This window comes from Pyrinomonas methylaliphatogenes (genome assembly GCF_000820845.2).
GTDB lineage: Bacteria > Acidobacteriota > Blastocatellia > Pyrinomonadales > Pyrinomonadaceae > Pyrinomonas > Pyrinomonas methylaliphatogenes.
On the sequence record NZ_CBXV010000003.1, the window covers coordinates 220849 to 240124 of the forward strand.

The window sequence follows — 19276 nt, forward strand, 5'->3', positions numbered from 1 at the left end:
CCCACCGTTCAGCCCGGTCTTGCGCTATCCCCCATTCAGCGCCGCTTCTCGTCCCTCTCCGCACCCGGCAGCGAAGTTTGCGACCGCGCGATCGCATGGCGCAAGTCCGCGAGGAGCGTGTCGAGATCGATCCCTTCGCGCTGGCACGCCTGTTCGATCGTGACGACTCGGGCCATCGTTCGCCGCAGCGCCGGGTTCCGCAGCGGCGCGAGTCCGCGCGCGAGGAAGATGCCGAGAGTTTGCGGATAGCGTTCGAGCACTTCGGCAACTTTTGTCTGCGGCGTCAAACGGAATGGGCCGTCGATCTTCAAGATGACCGGTTCGCGCTCCAAGCGCTTGCCTGCGCGTATATTCCGCCCGAGTTCGATCCCCCACAATGTGAGCCCCAGCAGCTCTATGAATCCCGAAATGCCCATCACGCCGTAGGCCGCCGGCGTGTAATCGGTCGCGATCTGCGTCGAAACGCGCATGAGGCTTCCCAGATTGACGAGGATAAACGTGGGCCACAATTGATCCGCTTTTTTCAAATCGACGCCAGATAGGGTCGGCACGACTTTGCTCGACACGCCGACGATCATCAGCGTGATGAACCCGACGGTGAGCGCATGACGGTATGCGCCCAAGTACGCATGTGAGAAGGGCAGTTCGGCGCCAGTGAGCGGTCGGTAGATGAACAGGTCGTAGAACGGCATAAGGACGAACATCGTCATCGCGAAGATGAACCAGACGTGCGCCGCACGGATGAACTTCAGGCCGCGATCGCGCTCCGTCGCGCGCACCGGGCCGAAAAGGCGGTATCGCTTCGGCAGGCCGAGCGCGATCGCGAGGAACGCGATTCCCAGAATCTCTTGAAGTGCGGCCAATCTGAGATCGCCGCGCAACATCCCGAAGACGAACGATGTCACGCTAACGATGATCGCCGCATTAGTTATCCAGAAGGCCGCTTTTATCCATCTGAGCGATGGGGAGCGAAGACCATAGGCGTGTGGGAGGAAGCGGATCGAAACTCCGAGGATCATCATGGCGATTGCGCCGAACAGCTCCATCTCGCGATACGGCAGATCGAAAGTCGAGATGCGCAAGATGAATTGATCGCGCGTGCGTGCCGTTTCGAACATCCAGAAGATGAACGGATTCGCGATCGCCACGGCGAGCCACCAGAAGAGCGAAGCGCGGATAAAACGATCGAAAGGTTCGCGATGAGGCGCGCTCTTTAAAGTCATCGCGACGACGACGGCGAAGATCGCGACGGCGATTAACTGTAGCGATCCAGCCATCAGACCGAGCGCGATAAAGATCGGACGATCGGCGAAGAGGTGAGCGGCCGCTTGAGCGATGACGCCCAAGAGCATCAGCGGCAGCGAAACGAAGGCCAGTCGGGGGCGCCACAATCGCGTATGTTTCAATCGCGGGAACGCTTGATAAGCGAAGCCCATGATGAAGAGGCCGACGAATCCGAAGATCATCGCGTGACCGTGCGCCAGCGTCCATGAAAAATCTATTCCGCCGAAGCTCTTGCGCCATCCGATCAGAAACAGGTTAATGGCGCCGAACGTCACGCCGATCGAAAGCGCCACCGCGATCCCGGCGATGAAGAACGGGCGGTAGATCGTATCGGCCAATGACGGTTCAAATGCGATGCTCTCTGGCTGCGCCGCCTGTGCGGCAGCGTTCAACTCATCCAGCAAGCGCTCGACCGGCACTCCGTGAAGGCGAGCGAACCAACCGACGGTCTCGTGCGGTCCGGTCGGCCCACCGCAACCGTGCAATCCGTACCGATCGAAGACCGCGCGCGTCGCCGGGTATTTCGACACTATCTCGGGCAACAACGTATCTGCCGTAAAATTCGCCATCATCGCGCCTCCGCTGAACCGTGGATTCAACTTCAGGTTACTCGCGAACAGAATCCGAGGCTGTGACTTACATCTCACGGAATGAGACATTGCGCGGAGAGGCCATAGAGTAAGGTCGTAGCGGAGATCGTGGGGCGCCCTTGATCGCATGAGCCCTTTCGGCCCAGCGAGAGTCGTTCGCAACAGGGCGAGCCTTCTGGGGAGGCCGAGGCTCTCGCCTTGCCCATCCTTCGCTGAATGTGTAGGCTTAACGATTCACCGACACTTCGATTGGTGTGGCTCATCATGGCGACTCTCACTCCGATGCTGCAACAGTATCACGAGCTCAAGCGCCGGTATCCGGGCACGCTCCTCTTCTTCCGCCTGGGCGATTTTTACGAACTCTTCTACGATGACGCCATCACCGGAGCGCGCGAGCTTGAGATCACGTTGACGGCGCGCCATAAAGAGCGCGGCGCGCCCATCCCGATGTGCGGCGTGCCGCATCACGCCGCCGCAAGCTACATTGCGCGCCTCGTGCGCAAAGGTTATCGCGTCGCCATCTGCGAGCAACTCGAGGACGCGAGCAAAGCGAAGAAGCTGATCCGGCGCGATGTGGTCCGCGTCATCACGCCAGGGACAGCGATCGATCCGCAGCTTCTCGACGCGCGCGAGCCCGTCTACTTGGCCGCCGTTTGCGGCGCGGGAGAGCGTTTCGGCGCAGCCTTTCTCGATCTTTCGACCGGCGAATTCCGCGCGACCGAAACCTCTGGACCAGAAGCTTGGACGCAAATCCGTGCCGAGATCGAGCAGTTCGCGCCGCGCGAGCTGCTCTTCCCGGCCTCGCTCGCGCCGCTCATCCGCGAGACCTATGGTTTGGGAGCGGACGTGCTGCCGCTCGACGCGACAAACACGGTGGCGCGCATCTCGCCCGTCCCTGAACTCGAACTGTCGCTCATGCCGCTCGACGATTGGCTATGGCAGGCCGACATCTGCGCCGAGACGCTGCGCGCGCAATTCGGCGCGCACGATCTCGCCGGCTATGGCCTTGACGCCCATCCCGAAGCGGTGCGCGCCGCTGGAGCCTGCTTGCGTTACGCGCGCGAGACGCAGCGCGACGCGGTCGCGCACGTCTCCGAAATCGAATACTTCGAGACGCACGACTATCTCGTGCTCGATGCCGTCACGACGCGCAATCTCGAGCTTTTCGAATCGACCAGCAAAGCCGGGCGCGAAGCGACGCTGCTCGGCGTCATAGACGAAACGGTGACGAGCATGGGCGCGCGCGCCTTGCGCGCTTGGCTTCAACGTCCGCTCGTCGCGCGCGGCGAGATCGAAACGCGCCTCGATGCGGTGGCGGCCCTTCACGCTTCGCAGATCGTACGCGATCGGCTGCGCGCCGCCTTGCGCGAAGTGGCCGATCTCGAACGCTTGACGGCGCGGCTCAACATGGCGACCGCTGGACCACGCGACTTGCTCGCGCTGCGCCGTTCGCTCGAGCAAGTGCCCGCCATCCGGCGCGCGCTCGAAGGCGTGGAAGCGTCGCTCATCAGAGTCCTCGTCGAAGCGGCGGACGATCTGCAGGAGATCCGTCAACTGATCGCGCGCGCCATCAGCGACGATCCGCCCGCCAATCTCGCCGACGGCGGAGCCATACGCGATGGCTTCAACGAAGAGCTGGACCGGCTGCGCGCTATCTCGCGCGACGCTAAGCAGACGATCGCCGAGATGGAGGCGCGCGAGCGCGCACGGACGGGCATCGCCTCTTTGCGTATCCGCTACAACGGCGTCTTCGGCTATTGCATAGAGGTTTCAAAGGCGAACGCCGCGCGCGTGCCTCGAGATTACGAGCGCCGCCAGACGCTCTCGAACGTCGAACGCTTCACGACGCCCGAACTCAAGGAATGGGAAGCGCAGGCGCGCGACGCCGAAACGCGCATGCTCGAACTTGAGCTGAGCATCTTCGCCGAGGTGCGCGCTCAGGTCGCCGCCGAAACCAGACGGTTGCAAACGACGGCGCGCGCGCTCGCGTCGCTCGACGCGCTCGCGGCGCTGGCTGAAACGGCGGCGCGGCGGCGTTACGTGCGCCCCATCTTGCACGATTCGGACGAACTGGAGATCATTCAAGGCCGCCACCCTGTCATCGAGGCCAATAGCGCCGCGCCGTTCATCCCGAACGATCTGTACATGAACAACTCGACCGATCGGCTGCTGATCATCACCGGACCGAACATGGCTGGCAAAAGCACGCTGATGCGCCAGACGGCGCTCATCGCCATCTTGGCGCAGATCGGATCGTTCGTTCCGGCTGAACGCGCGCGGCTTCCCATCTTCGACCGCATCTGGACGCGCGTCGGAGCCTCAGACGACCTCGCTCACGGACGTTCGACCTTCATGGTCGAGATGACCGAGACAGCCGCCATTCTGCGCGGCGCGACTCCGCGTTCGCTCGTGCTCCTCGATGAGATCGGGCGCGGCACGGCGACTTTCGATGGGCTGTCGCTCGCCTGGGCCGTCGCCGAATACCTGCACGATTCGCCGGAGCATGCGGCCAAGACGCTCTTCGCCACGCACTACCATGAGCTGACGGAACTGGCAGAAAGATTGCCCGGTGCGCAGAACTATCACGTCACCGTCGCCGAATCCGACGGACGCATCATCTTCCTCTACAAACTGGCGCGCGGGCGCGCTTCCAAATCTTACGGCATCGAAGTGGCACGGCTGGCTGGACTTCCGATGAGCGTCATCGAACGCGCGCGCGAAGTGCTGCAACGACTGGAACGCTACGAACTAGATGTCTTCGCCGAAGATGAAAGCCCGCGCGAGGAGAACGAAGATGCGCTCCGCCGGGCGGCGCGGCGGTTACGACGCCGCGCCATCGCCGCCCAAGCGACCCTTTTCGACGCCGTCAACCAGAGCTTGCTTGACGAACTGCGCGCCGTTGATGTAGAAAGCCTCTCACCCGAAGAGGCGCGGGCGCTGATCCGCGATCTGCAACGCCGCATGGTCTGAGCCTCGCAGCGCGGATCAAGCGATCGGTTGCTCAAACTCGCAACAAGCAGCGCTTCTTTCGTGCGCGAGCATCTAACGCGGAGCGAAGCAAAGCTTCCAAACGAATCGAAGATGGACCACGATTTCGCATCCCTCTCTCTCGAACAGAAGATCGGGCAACTGCTCTACATCGGGCTTCCGGGGCCGGAACTCGATCGCGACGCGCGCGCGCTCATCGAGTACGTGCAACCGGGCGGCATCATCATCTTCGGGCGCAACGTCGTCTCGCCCGAACAGCTCCGTTCCCTTCTCGATCAGATACGCGAGATGCTGCCCGTTGAACCGCTGTTCGGCATCGATCAGGAAGGCGGGCTTGTTGACCGCTTGCGCAAGATCGCGACGCCCATGCCACCTGCGAGAGTCATTCGACAGAAGGGCGATCTAGCGGGCGCGCGCACGCTCGGGCGCGTCACCGGCGAGATGCTGCGCCTCCTCGGCTTCAACATGAACTTCGCTCCCGTGCTTTCGATCATGACCGAAGAGCGCGACGTGCTGGCCAACGGCCTCTACTCGCGTTCTTTCGGGCGCTCGCCCGGCGAAGTCTTAGGTTACGCGATGACCTACCTGCGCGGGCTGCAAGGGACGGGCTGCCTGGGCTGCGTCAAACATTTCCCCGGTCTCGGCGCCGGCGAAGTCGATTCGCACGAAGAGATGCCCGTCATCCCGCTCTCGCACGATGATCTGATCGCGCACGACCTTGCTCCTTACATCGAACTCTTCACGCGCGAAGACCGCATGGTCCACGCCGTCATGGTCGGACACGGTTGCTACCCGAACATCAGCGTCCGTCAAGGAGTAGTGAGCGGCCCGCTGATTCCGGCATCGATCAATCCCGAGATCGTCGATGGATTGCTGCGCACCGAACTCGGCTTCAACGAACTGGTCGTCACGGACGACCTCGAAATGGGCGCGGTGGCGAAGTACTACGAGATCGAAGATGCCGCCGTACGCGCCATCAACGCGGGCGAAGATATGCTCTTGATCTGCGCGCGGCCCGATCTGATCAAGCGCGGGCGCGATGCTCTGCTGCAAGCTGTGCATGAGGGGCGCATCAGCGAAGAACGGCTGGCCGAATCGCTCCGTCGCATCGCCGAATTCAAGGCGCGCGTGCAGCCGCCGCTTCCATTCGACCTCGAGCGATTCCGGCAGCTCTCTGAAGAGATCGCCGCGCTCAACCGTCGGCTGGATTACACCTACGGCGGGAAGATCTGATGCTTCCGTGCTGGTCCACCGATGGGCTAAAAGTTCTCCGCTAGATTATTTGGGGGATGGGATGCGAAACTCCACTTCGGGTCGTTTGCGCTTCTTCGTTTGCGCCGCTGTCTGCTTGATCATTCTCGCCTCGCAAGGATGCCGTCGCGCGGAAGACCGTTTCGTCCTCGCGCTTGAAGCGCGGCCTGAAACACTCGATCCATTGCGCAGCACGGACGCTTCGAGCGAGCGGTTGCGCCAATTGATCTTCAACACGCTCGTTCGCAAGAACGAACGCTTCGAATATGTCGGCGAACTGGCCGAAACGATCGAACCCGCCGCCGATGGCCTCGCTTACACTTTCAAACTGCGCGACGGCGTGCGTTTTCACGATGGTCGCCAACTTACGGCCGTCGATGCCAAATACACGCTCGAGGCGCTTCTCGGTTCGGACTCGCGCAAAGCGGCCCCCTTCTTCGAAGGCGCTGGCCCAAACAGACAGCCGCGCATCGCGGCGATCGAGGCGCCGGACGCGCGCACGCTCGTCATCCGTTTGCGCAAGCCGTGGCCCGAACTTCTCGCCAATCTCGTTCCCATCGGCATCATCCCGCAAGGCAGTGCTGAACAGCAGAAAACGCATCCGCTCGGAAGCGGTCCGTTCCGCTTCGAACGCTACGACGAATCGCAACAGGTGGTGGATCTCGCGGCGCACGAGAATTACTGGGAGGGCGCGCCCAAGATCAAGAGTTTGCGCGTGCGCGTCATCTTGGACGCGAACACGCTGCAAGCCGAACTGCGCGCCGGGCGCATCTCGATGGCGATCAACACGAGCCTTTCGCCCGATGCTTACCGCGCGCTAGCGCAAGATCCGAACCTGCAAGTGGTCCAGTCGCCGGGCGCGAACATCCAATACTTGGGCTTCAACGTACAGGCCGATCTGGTCAAAGATGCGCGCGTGCGTCAAGCGATCGCTTACGCCATAGACCGTGAATCCATCGTGCGCGATCTACTGCTTGGCCAAGCGCGCGTCGCCCATTCGATCCTCCCTGAATCCTCTTGGGCTTATTCGCCGGGCACGAAATACGTCTTCGACCCGGAACGCGCGAAACGTTTGCTCGACGAAGCCGGCCTGCGCGATCCCGATGGCGATGGTCCCCGATTGCGCAACGAAGATCGTCCAATCACGCTGAAGATCTCCTCGAGCAACGTGGTAGCGCGCGCCGTCGCAGGCGTCATCCAAAACGAACTCAAACAGGTCGGATTGAGATTGGAGATCGAGACGTTGGAAGACAACGTGCTACGCGACGCGCAACGCAACGGGCAATATCAAATGACCATCGGGCGCTGGGTCGGCGGCAACCAAGACCCGATCTTCTTGCGCGACCTCTTCATGACCAACGGCGCATTTAACCGCAGCCGCTACAGCAACACGGAACTTGACCGCATCCTGCAAGAGGCGACTTCGACGACCGACCGCGAACGCGCTCGCACGCTTTACGCGCAAGCTCAAGAGATCATCAGCCGCGAAGTGCCCATGCTCCCGCTCTGGTATCCGGACAACATGATCGTCGCGCGTCGCAACATCAGCAACATCAAGATAGATCCGAGCGGTGATTGGAGCTTCGTGCGCAACGTGACGGTCCAGTGACCTTGTCCTTGATCGTCCGATCAATCGAAGAGCACGCCCTGATTGCGCGAACGGCAAAACGTGTTCCGCCGCTCGCGCATTGTGCGCTCGCCATTGAGCCCAAGCTTTCGACAATAAACCTCAAATAGCCTTTCGGCTACCCGCCACTGCTCGCTCGTCCCTTTCATGCGCGCGCCGAACTCGCTCGTGTAAAGCTTCCCCCCGCGCTCTTCCCTGATGTGGTTCAAGATGCGCTCGGCTCGCGTCGGCAATCGTTCACGTAAACGCGCTTCAAAATATGGCGCAACGCTTCCGGGCAAACGCAACATCGTCATCCAGGCCGTGCGCGCCCCCGCTTCGCTCGCGCGTCGTAACAACTCCGGAATGTCTGAATCGTTCAGCCCCGGGATGACTGGCGCGATCCCTATGCCGACCGGAATGCCGGCCTCGGCCAACTCACTCATGGCGCGAAAACGCGACTCGGGCGGCGCAGCAAAAGGCTCGAGAGCGCGCGAAATTTCGCGATCCCGAAAAGGGATGGAGAAATGGACCGAACAATCGGCCACTTCGGCCAGCTCGCGCAACAGATCTTTGTCGCGCCGGACCAGCGCCGATTTCGTCACGATGCTCACCGGCTGACGATATTCGAGACAAACTTCGAGACAACGGCGCGTCAATCGGTAGTGGACTTCAAGAGGCAGATACGGATCGGAAGTGAATGAGAAGACAAGCAGATCGCCGCGCCACGAAGGGCGCTCCAGTTCGGCGCGCAGAAGCTCCGGCGCACGCACTTTCGCCACGATCTTCGTCTCGAAATCGGTTCCCGCGCCGAAACCCAAGTATTCATGCGTCGGGCGCGAGAAGCAGTAGCTGCAAGCGTGCGTGCAACCGCGATAGCAGTTCACCGAGTAGTCGAAGCCTATGTCTGGACTCGTGTTGCGCGTGATGATGCGCCGCGTTTCCGTCTCTTCGTAAACCTCGAGGCGCGCTTCGGGCGGTTCGCCGAGCCACTCGACGCTCTCGCTCGACCAAGGATTGGGCGGATTGCTGACGTAACGCATGGGGCCAAAAAGAACGTAGATCGAATGCCGATCGAACCGACCGATTTGCGACTTTCAAGCGAACTCCGTTGCCGCTTTGTCCTCGCCCCAATCGAAGAGGAAGCGATCAACTCCTGATTTCCAATCGACCAGCCTCAGCGTGCAAACTCCAACTGCACGGGCCGGATGCCCACTCCCTGTTGAGCACGCTGAGGTTCCGCATGAAAACTCCAACTGCACGGGCCGGACTCTCGTCCGAGAGACGCCCGCTCGGTGACCGTTGATGGCGAACCATTCCGCACAAGCGCGCGCTAGAGAAGCCGCCCTCTCCTCATCAAGCTGCGCGTTTCAACTGCCGTTGCGGATCGTACTCGCGCGCCAAGTAACAGCGGGCGATGAACTTCAACGTCGCCGCGACGTGCTTGCACTCGAAGCCCGGTTCGGCGTTGCCGCGGAAGACGAAATCGGCGCACGTGCAAACCAGATGGCGCGTGTGCGGATCGCAAAATAGATGATAAGCGCGACTCGGATCGGACTCCGAAAGCGCGATCCAACCATACGGCTCCGCCTCGTAAACGACGATGCGTGCGGCGCGCGCCGCACGCTTTTCAGCCGGCGTCAATCGCTCGCCTTCTACATTCTTGCCCCTCTTGCACGCCCTCTTCGAGCTCGCCAGATCACAGCTCATACCCTGGTATGATACGACATTTCATCCGCAAGACAAAGGCTATCTTTGGTTCGAGATCGCTCCCGAATCGCTCTTCAGCGCCTCGCCCCCAAAGAGGCTATGGACGGCGTCGCCATCCGCCAAATCTGACAAGGGAACCTTGCCGCCATCAGAAACTCTCTCCAAGAGAGAGGGCTGTGGATCGAGTCGCGCTTCAAGACTCCGCAGGAACGATGTCGAAGGTCAAACGCTCTCCGCGCCGTAAAACTGTCACCGGAACCCTCCGACCGACACGCTCGTCGGTCAAAAGCTTGTGTAGATCGTCTATCCCAGAGACGACCTGCCCATCGAAACCGATGATGCAATCGCCTTCAACCAATCCGGCGCGCTGTGCCGGGCTATCTTTTTCGAACGACACGATGAGCACGCCACTTTCCGTCGAAAGGTTGTAGTGTCTGACAAGCCTGCGCGGCAAAGTGACGTTCTGTCCGGCGATCCCGATGTAGCTACGCCGCACACGCCCATCGCGAATCAATCGGCTGGCGACGAACTTCGCCGTATCGATCGCCGTCGCAAAACAGATGCCTTGCGCTGGCAAGATCATCGCCGTGTTGACGCCGATCACTTCGCCTCGCGAATTGACCAGCGGCCCGCCGGAATTGCCCGGATTGAGCGCCGCGTCCGTCTGAATGATGTCATCCATCAATCGTCCAGATCGAGAACGCAGGCTGCGACCGAGCGCGCTGACTACGCCAGCCGTCACCGTGTACTGAAAACCATACGGATTGCCGATGGCGATCGCCAATTGCCCGACGCGCACCTTGCGCGATTCGCCGAGCGCCGCTGGCACAAGATTCGGCGCAGCGATCCGAATCACCGCCAAGTCCGTCTCCGGATCGTCGCCGATCAAGTCGGCCTGCGCGCGCCTCCCATCAGCCAACGTCACTTCGATGCGCGAAGCTCCGTGAATGACGTGGCTGTTGGTCATGATCAGGCCATCCGGAGTGAAGATGAAGCCGCTTCCACTGCCGCGCGCTTCACGTCCGGCGCGCGCCTCTCTGTGCGCGAACCTAGACTCGATATTCACGACCGATGGACTGACCTTCTCCACCGCAGCGATTACCGCTTGCGAATAAGCATCGAGCAGTTCATCATCCTCCGACGCTCCGCTCGATCCCGCCGGATTAGAGGACCTCCCATCGCCTGACAATTCCACCAAGAACTTCTCCATAACGCCTTTCAAATTCGCCGTGATCTAGGGACTCTCCAAGCCCCGCTCGGCTCTCTCACATGCCCAATCGCATCCGCGCGATGCGCCTCACACCGTGTATCGTTTCGATCAACGGTCCCGCTTCGCGCCTTGAGCGCCGCAAGCCTGCAGCTCATCGAGCACATCTTGCAAACTGATCTTCGCGAGAGCGCGTTCGATCGCTCCTTCGACTTCACCCTGCACGCGCTCAAGCACGGCGCAGATGTTCCGTCCAACCGCGCAACGCCGCAACGGCGCAGGATGAAGCGAGAAGGGCGAACCGCATTCTACCGCGCGATAGACCTCCGAGAGCTTGATCCTCGCAGGCGTGCGGGCAAGCTGCGCGCCACCGCTCGCCCCCCGCTGCGCGACGACCAGACGCGCGCGCGATAGAGCGCAAAGGATGCGCCTTATCACCACCGGATTGGTGTTGACGCTCCGCGCGATCTCGCCCGACTTCACGGGAACGTCGCCAGCCCGCGCAAGCAGCGCGAGCACATGAACGGCGACGGCGAAACGACTCGAAGCCATGATCCGAGATCCCCAAATGTAACTATATTGGTTACATTCTGATTTGTCAACTCCGATGAGCTTGCCCGCGGAAGCCGCAGTCCGGGCGAGGACTGCGCTTGAGGCGGACTCCGGCCTCAGTCCCCGGCAGATCGAGCTGGCGGTTCGAAAGCGCTCGCATCGAGCAATCTGAGCCCGCGCGCGTCGTTGTAGTATGGGGCGATCTTTCCCTCCAAAGGCCTCAATCCGCGCTTATCGCGCTTCCCAGAGAGATCGAGGTACAGGCGCTTGCGCAGCAGGCGTTCCGGCACGCCAGCGAAGCGGAGCAGCGGATATTTGACCTGTGGGCCGAACAGTTTCCGCCCGATGAAGTGGTAATAGAAGGGCACGCCTAGAGCGAACTTGTAGCGCGCGAAGCTCTCCGCGCGCCAGAATTCGAGATTGTACTTCCAACAGGTGAAGAAGAACTCCCATTGCAGGTCGGTCATCTCGATCAATTTAGCTCCCGGCTTTCGCCCCAAGCGCGTGTTCTCTAACGGCACGAACCACGTCGGGACGAACGTCCCCTTCGCATCGCGAAGATCGCGGAGCAGATCGAGCGATTGTTTCGTATCCTCTTCCGTCTCCCCCGGCAATCCGATGATGAAGGTGCAGAATGGATACCAGTTGTGTCGATTGAGTATCTCCATCCCTTTGAGGACGACGTCGCGCCACTGCGTTGAACGGTAAGGATAAGCCTTCCCTTTCATGTACATATCGAACAGGCGAGGGCTTCCGGTTCCCAACCCGATAATCGGATCGACGACGCGTTTGTCCGGGTCGGTCGATTCCGGGTGGCGCACGTGCGAGCGCGGGACGACGATCGGCGAAAGCTTCTCGATCACTGTCGGATCGCGCACGACGGGCGCGATTGTAATGTGCGATAACTGAATGGTTTCAAGCCCGGGCACGGCGGCGATGCTGCGGAAGAGGCGTTCGAGCGCCGGCACGTTCGTCACAAAGTTAGGCAACTGCTCGTAAAGGAAGATGTCTTCGGAGACGATCATCACTTCGGTCGCCCCTTCGCGCACATTGACGCGCACGCTCTCGAGGATGTGTTCGAGCGGGAAGGAGCGCCCCATTTTCGTCGCGGGCGAGCAGAACTGGCAACCGCGACCGCACCCGCGCGTGATCTCGACGACGCCGAAAGTCGAGCGATGGCGCACGACGGGGATCTCGTCGATGGTCGGTTGTTGGGTTTTCGGGATTTTGATGACGCGCGGCAAGGTCGGATCCCCGGCGATGATGCGGCGAAACAGGTCGTTGAGCACTCGCTCGACCTCACCATCGATCAGGTAATCTATCTTGAATTCGTCGAGTCGATCGGCGCGCTCCAGTTGCCAAGCCCCCGGTCCGCCGACGACGATCTTCGGCTTGTACTTTCTCACCACAGGATGCGTCACGATGCGCATGAACTCCTGTGCGTTGAGCGGTATCAAGTCTGGTCCGGCTAGCTTCGAATAGACATCGGTCGCATAAGATATGCCAAGCGGATTATGCGCGTGGATAGCCAGGATCTGCGTCTCCGGTCCGACGAACCGATGGAGATTCTCAGGGTAGCAGGTGACGACATCCCTCTCATCGTATTCACGCAAGAGCAAGGTTTCGACCATGCGTAACCCGTTCGGAACGTACTTAGCTCTTCCATCGGGCCATGATTCACAGATCAAAGCGTCCGGGTTGATGAAATGCCGGCTGTACTTGGCGGGAATCGTTGCGGATAGCATCTGCTGCCATATGCTGTGCTTATATTCGCTTGCTTCTGTCGCCGACGCGGTCAGAACGATTCTAGGCGAGCCCATCAACATCCCCTCCATCGCTAAGATCTTTAAGGCGAGCTCGGGATAGGGGGCCCGCAAGTCCACCTTCGACAGTCAATTGTACGGGAGCCCCCTTGGCGGAGAGTTTATTCGAATCGCTTCGCGATGTCGATCCATCTCTGTCGAGCTTCTCCTTCGAGGATCCGCGCCGACACTCAGCTTATCCATCCGCATCTCGCGTCGCTGAAGCCAACTCGCTCAAAGCGTCACGAGCGCGCCTAGGTATTGACATCGACTGATCCTGTAGTAAGATTGGGGCCGACGAACGCCAACGAACGAGGACGAACTCGGAAATGGGCGATGGGTCAACCCGCTCACGCATCACGCGCGTAGACACTGAAGGAGCGGTTGGCTAGTTCTTTGAGCGATCACGAGGCCGCGCTTTCGCCAAGTCTTCTGTTAAAGCCGCCGGCAGAGTGAGAACTGCACAAAAGCTCTCACCTGAATCGAAGGGAGGAAGTCATGGAAGAGCTCAACGCGCAGTTAGAATCAGGGAAGCCGCAAGAAGCAGCGCTATCTAATCCACCATTCCGAATGGATGTCCGCCTGCATCAGATACTCACAAGGCCGAGAAGTAAACCCACTTTGCCACAGGCCGAACCTCAAACTTTACCGGAGCCGATCTTCCCCCAACATCCTGAGCTTCTCGGAGATGATCCTTCGGAAGAAGAGGCCCACAAGGCCGCCGTTGCCGGCCAGCGACACTGGTCGGCCCCGCTGGTGCTGCGCGCTATGCGCGGCTGGTTGTTCCCTTACATAAAATCGCTCGTGCTGCCAGGCGATTTTCATCCGATCATCGCCTATCTTTTCACGGAATGGAGATGCAATTTGGATTGTCACTACTGTTGGGCTTTCGATAACCGGGTCAAAGGCATGACCGAAGATATAGCCAAACGCTCGATCGACTGGTTACACGATGGCACCGTGTGTCGCGTGCTCGCGCTGATGGGCGGAGAGCCGCTTTTGCGCCCTCAGTTCATCCACAAGGTCATCTATTACGCGGCCAAAAAGGGATTCTGGGTCTATCTGCCGACGAACGGGCGCCTGATGAAGCCAGATGTGATAGACCGAATCGCAGATGCAGGTGTCGCGGTCGTAAACCTAGCCGTAGATTCCGTGGACAAAAAGCCCAGCCTGCCCAAGGCGCTCAACCCCATACGGCCATACTTCGATTACTTGATCAGAAAACAATACAAGTATGGCTACTCGGTCTTCCTTAACATCAACATCTGCCGGAATAATCTGGAAGACGTAAAGCAACTGACCGAGATCGCGCACGAGAACGGTATCGCCACAGACTACCACATAAATGAGTCGCCGATGCTCCGCGAAGACCACTTCAAGCACTACGAAGAGAACGAAACTTTCATCCGCCCGGAGGATTGGCCCAAAGTCGACGAAGTCATAGACTGGCTCTGCGAGAAGAATCGCCAAGGGTATAAGATGACGAACTCCGTGCAGCGTCTCCAAGAGATGAAGGCGTTCATGCGCGGCAAACTTCAGGATTGGAATTGTCGGGCCGGTCAGAATTCCATCATAATCCGCGTGGACGGCACGCTAGCGCCTTGCTTCCCGATGTACTCGGCCACCTATGACTGGGGCACAATCGAAAACCCCAAGTTTGAAGTTGAGCAGCTAAACCAGATGAAGAGAGAGTGTCAACCACATTGCTTCTCCACCCTTAACCATACCCTAGCCTATTGTTACAAAGCATCGCGGGTCATTAAATGGCTCTTCAAACAAGCGGCGCGCGGATTCCAAGGCACGACCGGCAGCTTCGACTGAAACCATCTGGCGGCGGTGAAGAGCTTCGTATTTTGACTAACAGCGCTCTTCATCGCCGCACCTCAAGCCTCACGAATTCGCCGCCGACTTTGAGTTGAAGATGTCCGCAAGCGCCCGTCGTCTAAACGAGAAGATCTCATGTAACTTCCTTTCGACCGTCAGCTCACGGACCAATCTCCCTAGAGGGCCTAAGGGAAGCGCGTAGTGAACGATATCCCGTACCTCAACGCCATCCTCCTTCTCCTTGAAGATGTGCTGATGATGCCAGAAACTATACGGCCCGAAACGCTGCTCGTCGACGAAATAGCGCGGTTCGATAAGATGCGTTATCTCCGTCACCCAGGTCATCGGTATCCCGAGTAAAGGTTTAATTCGATAGGTGATGATCAGCCCGGGGTAGATTCGCTCCGGGACCTCGCTAGTGATGCTAAAGCTCAACCAAGCTGGAGTGATCTTAGGGAGATTGCGTGGATCGGAGAAGAATCGCCATGCCTCCTCTAAACTGACCGATAGATGTTGCTTGTAATCGAGACGAGCTATTCTCATCGTTTTAGCTACATCCAAGTGAAATTGATAAGAATCAAACCGCAAGAAGGATTTTCTACGGCAAGGTCGAGTTCAATTTCAACTTTCGATTCAACTGAGAAGTGAGGTTGCCCGACATCCTTCTCCATGACTTCGCCTTGGGAGTGCGGTGTCGGCGGCGAGGATTTCGACGAGTTACCCAGCACCCTTCTCTATGATTTCGACTTCGGCGAGAGTTCCCGAAAATTAAAACTTCTTAAGACAACTCGGTATGTGCCTAGAGAAGTCGGTTCGGCAAAACGCATGAGATTACGAATTTTTGGATATCAATCCAAATTTCTGGATTTCGGATGATTCTCACCGCCAGTCAGGGAGGAAGCGAAATCTCTGTTAATCAATGACTTATGCCGATAGACCGTCAGCTTCCGAATGCTCGGCACACGCTTTGCCTCGATTGATAGTTGAGGAGTTGCCCGCAAAATCGAAGCTTCTTGCCTGCCCTTTTAAGAGGGTGAGGATCATCTCGCCCCCTAACCGCACAGAATCAAGGGAGGAAGATCCAGATGTTTAATTCAGGCAAAAGCAGTCTTTTGAGCTATGCTTTGGCGATCGCTTTAGTCGCCTTCTGGTCCTCAATCGTAGTTTTACCGCAAGCTGAGACCGGGCAGATCTCCGGAAGAGTTCTTGACCCGAATGGAGCGGTCGTAGCCGGCGCGACGGTCACGGTCAAATCCGTGGGCACCGGTGCGGAGCGAACGGTTACGACGAACGATGAAGGTTTTTACGTCGTGACCAACCTGCAACCGGGCTTGTACGACGTCTCCGTAGAAGCGCGAGGCTTCAACCGGGCGACGCAGCGCACGCAGGTCACCGTCGGTTCGCGCAACACGGTTGACTTTTCTCTTGCCGTCGCTGCCGTCACAGGCGGGACGGTTGAGGTCGTCGCTGGCGGCGGGCTAGAGGTCAACACGCAAACGCAGGAGCTTTCGACGATCGTCTCCGAAAGCCAAATACGTCAATTGCCGACGCTCACGCGCAACCCGTATGATCTGGTGTCCTTATCGGGCAACGTTTCGACGGTAGACCCCTCGGGGCGCGGCGCAGGCGTCGCGATCAACGGGCAACGCGCCGCGAGCACTAACGTCCTGCTCGATGGCGTAGAGAACGTTGACACTTTCACGGCGACTGTTGGACAGAGCATCCCGCTCGATGCTGTGCAGGAGTTCCGCGTCGTCAGTAGCACGTTCACGCCGGAGTATGGGCGAGCTTCAGGTGGCGTCGTCAATGTTGCGACCAAATCGGGCACGAACGAGTTTCACGGCTCGCTCTATGAGTTCAATCGAGTGTCGCGACTGGCATCGAACAGTTTCGACAACAACGCCAACGGATTGAAGAAAGGCGTCTTCGCGCGCAATCAATTCGGCTACTCAGTTGGCGGGCCAGTCATCCTGCCGGGCTTCAACGGCAAAGACAAACTCTTTTTCTTCAACAGCACAGAGTGGATCCGCGTCCGCAGCACAGCGCCGGTGATCAACGTCGTGCCGACGCCACAGCTTATCGCGGCTTCCGCCCCAGCGACGCAAGCCTTCTTCAGCGCTTACGGGCAGTTGGCGACCCCGATCAATGGGACGATCTATACCGTGAATGACGTAAGAAACAAGCTTGGCTTGCCATCTACCGGAGCTTCGCCTCGCTGCCGGGCAACCTGCCGGCCTTCGGACAGGTGCGCTACCAAGTGCCTCGCGATCAAGGTGGCGGCGATCCGCAGAACACCTACTTGACGGTGACGCGTATCGATTGGAACTTGAGCAGCAAAACCCAAATCTACGGTCGCTACGGCATACAGAAAGTAGATCTTTTTGCTGGCACCATCAGCTACAGCCCCTATCAGGGCTACAACACCGGGGAGCATGACTTCAATCAAAACGCCATGCTATCGGTGACCCACACCTTCTCATCGCGTTTCGTCTCGCAGACGAAACTTTCGTACAACCGTTTGAATGATCTGCAACCTCTTACCGAGAAAGGCGATGTGCCCACGCTCTACCTTTTCCCCAACACGCCGGGCTCGATAGATGGTTTCAATTTCGCTTTCCCCGGATTCCTACCCTTCAGTCCGGGAAGCGGCATCCCCTTCGGCGGACCGCAGAATGTAGGCGAAATCACCGAAGATCTGAACTACACATTGGGGAAACATCAATTGCGATTCGGCGGACTTTACGTCTACATTCAGGATAACCGCACATTCGGCGCTTATGAGGAGGCGAGCGAGTCGCTTGGACGTCAGGGCAACTACGCAGCCGCGCTCAACAACTTCGTCCAAGGCTTGCTCTTCCAATTCCAAGGAGCGGTGAATCCGCAAGGCAAATTCCCGGGCGACACGATTCAACTCCCGGTCGGTCCGCCGCAGTTTAGCCGCAGCAACCGCTACCACGAGTTCGCCTTCTACTTCAACGACACGTGGCGCGTCGTTCCCAGACTGGCGCTCAATCTCGGTTTGCGCTACGAGTACTACGGCGTACAACACAATAAGAACCCACAACTCGACTCGAACTTCTACTTCGGCTCGGGCTCGAACATCTTCGAGCGCATCCGCAACGGCAAAGTCTATATCGCTCCCGCCAGTCCGATAGGCGAGCTGTGGAAACCGCAGAAGAACAATTTCGCCCCGCGCCTTGGTTTTGCGTGGGATCTGTTCGGCGATGGGAAGACCAGTCTGCGCGGTGGATACGGGATCGCCTATGAGCGGAACTTCGGCAATGTGACGTTCAATGTCATTCAAAATCCGCCCAACTACGCGGTCGTCTCGATCATCGCCGGCACAGACGTGCCGACGATCCCGATCAGCGTCAGCAACGCTGGTCCGTTAGCCGGGACGGGATCGAAAGTTCTGCCGGTAACGAGCCTGCGACATGTGAGAGAAGACATCAAGACGGCTTACGCGCATCTTTACAGTCTCTCCTTCGAACATGAACTAGCCCCACGGACGATCGTCTCAGTCGAGTTCACCGGTTCGGCTGGAAGACGTTTGTACGACATCGCCAACATCAACCGCACGGGAACGGGGCTGCGTTATCTGAACAGCACGACTCCGCTGGTCACCGGCGGCACCACGACGCGCCTTAACGGCCAGTACTCGAACATCAACACTCGCGGGAGCAACGGGCGTTCGAACTACAACGCGCTCGTCGCCTCGATCGAAAGCAGCAACTGGCGCAACCTCGGACTGAACTTCGGCGCGCGCTACTCGTACGCTGTGACCAAAGACGACCTCAGTTCGACCTTCAGCGAGTCATCGAACAACTTCAACCTCGGGTATCTTGATCCGTTCAATCCCGACCTCGATTACGGCTATTCGGATTTCGACATCCGCCATCGCTTCATCGGCAACTTCACATGGGACATCCCCGTAGCGCGTAACGCCCATGGCTTCGCGCGTCAAGCGTTTGGCGGATGGACGCTCGCAGGCATCATCGAAGCGCGGACCGGTGCGCCGTTTACCGTTTACGACTGCACCAACGCGATCACGACCTGCATTCGACTTATTCCGACAGGCGCGCTGAGCTTCTCAGGATCGGGCAATCCGCCGCCCATTTCCGGCACGCCCAATCGCTTCAACTACATCGATCTGAGTAATCAGACGCCAAGCAGTTTCACCGACGTCTCAGGCGGGACGGAAGTTGGACCGTTCCCATCGAACATGACGCGGCGTAACGCCTTCCGTCGTCCCGGATACTGGAACATAGACGGAGCGGTCTACAAAGAGTTCTTCTTCGGCGAGAAATATCGCCTGCAACTGCGCGGCGAATTCTTCAACCTCTTCAACCACCCGAACCTGTTCATCCGAGCGGGCGAGACGGACATAAGCTCTTTCAACTATGTACCGGCATATCGCGACGGACGTCGCAACGTCCAACTGGCGTTGAAGTTCATCTTCTAA

General features: G+C 59.1%; 13 protein-coding genes. 6 read left to right on the forward strand and 7 right to left on the reverse strand.

Features of this window, described 5'->3' with window-relative positions:
- Positions 1 to 35: 35 nt before the first annotated feature.
- On the reverse strand, positions 36 to 1856 hold the full coding sequence (locus PYK22_RS16360; protein WP_162199790.1) for a DUF1858 domain-containing protein: 1821 nt from the start codon (positions 1854 to 1856) through the stop codon (positions 36 to 38).
- Positions 1857 to 2138: 282 nt separating this feature from the next.
- Between PYK22_RS16360 and mutS the strand changes: the two genes are divergently transcribed.
- The 3 genes from mutS (at position 2139) to PYK22_RS04370 (ending at position 7722) form a co-directional block, all read left to right on the forward strand.
- Positions 2139 to 4844 carry a DNA mismatch repair protein MutS gene (gene mutS, locus PYK22_RS04360; protein ID WP_041974797.1) on the forward strand — a complete coding sequence of 902 codons (2706 nt, stop codon included), beginning with the start codon at positions 2139 to 2141 and terminating at the stop codon, positions 4842 to 4844.
- A 111-nt stretch (positions 4845 to 4955) separates the two neighbouring features.
- Positions 4956 to 6095, forward strand: a complete 1140-nt coding sequence (locus tag PYK22_RS04365) for a glycoside hydrolase family 3 N-terminal domain-containing protein (RefSeq protein ID WP_157770666.1) — start codon at positions 4956 to 4958, stop codon at positions 6093 to 6095.
- Between the two features lie 61 nt (positions 6096 to 6156).
- Entirely contained in the window at positions 6157 to 7722 is a 1566-nt protein-coding gene (locus PYK22_RS04370; RefSeq protein ID WP_041974801.1) for an ABC transporter substrate-binding protein, read from the forward strand.
- 20 nt (positions 7723 to 7742) lie between these two features.
- Here PYK22_RS04370 and PYK22_RS04375 read toward each other — a convergent pair whose 3' ends face one another.
- The 5 genes from PYK22_RS04375 to PYK22_RS04395 form a co-directional block, all read right to left on the reverse strand.
- On the reverse strand, positions 7743 to 8762 hold the full coding sequence (locus tag PYK22_RS04375; RefSeq protein ID WP_041974803.1) for a PA0069 family radical SAM protein: 1020 nt from the start codon (positions 8760 to 8762) through the stop codon (positions 7743 to 7745).
- Positions 8763 to 9075: 313 nt separating this feature from the next.
- Positions 9076 to 9429 carry a hypothetical protein gene (locus tag PYK22_RS04380; RefSeq protein WP_041974805.1) on the reverse strand — a complete coding sequence of 118 codons (354 nt, stop codon included), beginning with the start codon at positions 9427 to 9429 and terminating at the stop codon, positions 9076 to 9078.
- Between the two features lie 193 nt (positions 9430 to 9622).
- Positions 9623 to 10639 carry a S1C family serine protease gene (locus tag PYK22_RS04385; RefSeq protein WP_041974807.1) on the reverse strand — a complete coding sequence of 339 codons (1017 nt, stop codon included), beginning with the start codon at positions 10637 to 10639 and terminating at the stop codon, positions 9623 to 9625.
- 108 nt (positions 10640 to 10747) lie between these two features.
- Positions 10748 to 11191: an Rrf2 family transcriptional regulator gene (locus tag PYK22_RS04390; RefSeq protein WP_099606162.1), complete on the reverse strand. Its 444-nt coding sequence runs from the start codon at positions 11189 to 11191 to the stop codon at positions 10748 to 10750.
- 113 nt (positions 11192 to 11304) lie between these two features.
- On the reverse strand, positions 11305 to 13008 hold the full coding sequence (locus PYK22_RS04395) for a B12-binding domain-containing radical SAM protein (RefSeq protein ID WP_157770668.1): 1704 nt from the start codon (positions 13006 to 13008) through the stop codon (positions 11305 to 11307).
- Positions 13009 to 13488: 480 nt separating this feature from the next.
- Between PYK22_RS04395 and PYK22_RS16365 the strand changes: the two genes are divergently transcribed.
- On the forward strand, positions 13489 to 14811 hold the full coding sequence (locus PYK22_RS16365; RefSeq protein ID WP_060635331.1) for a radical SAM protein: 1323 nt from the start codon (positions 13489 to 13491) through the stop codon (positions 14809 to 14811).
- Positions 14812 to 14880: 69 nt separating this feature from the next.
- On the opposite strand, the gene PYK22_RS04415 is transcribed toward PYK22_RS16365, so the two are convergent.
- On the reverse strand, positions 14881 to 15357 hold the full coding sequence (locus PYK22_RS04415; RefSeq protein ID WP_041974818.1) for an SRPBCC family protein: 477 nt from the start codon (positions 15355 to 15357) through the stop codon (positions 14881 to 14883).
- Positions 15358 to 15899: 542 nt separating this feature from the next.
- Between PYK22_RS04415 and PYK22_RS04420 the strand changes: the two genes are divergently transcribed.
- Entirely contained in the window at positions 15900 to 17117 is a 1218-nt protein-coding gene (locus PYK22_RS04420; protein ID WP_041974819.1) for a TonB-dependent receptor, read from the forward strand.
- A complete protein-coding gene (locus PYK22_RS04425; protein ID WP_162199791.1) occupies positions 17072 to 19276 on the forward strand; it encodes a TonB-dependent receptor in 2205 nt (734 codons plus the stop codon). Before PYK22_RS04420 ends, PYK22_RS04425 begins: the two co-directional genes overlap by 46 nt.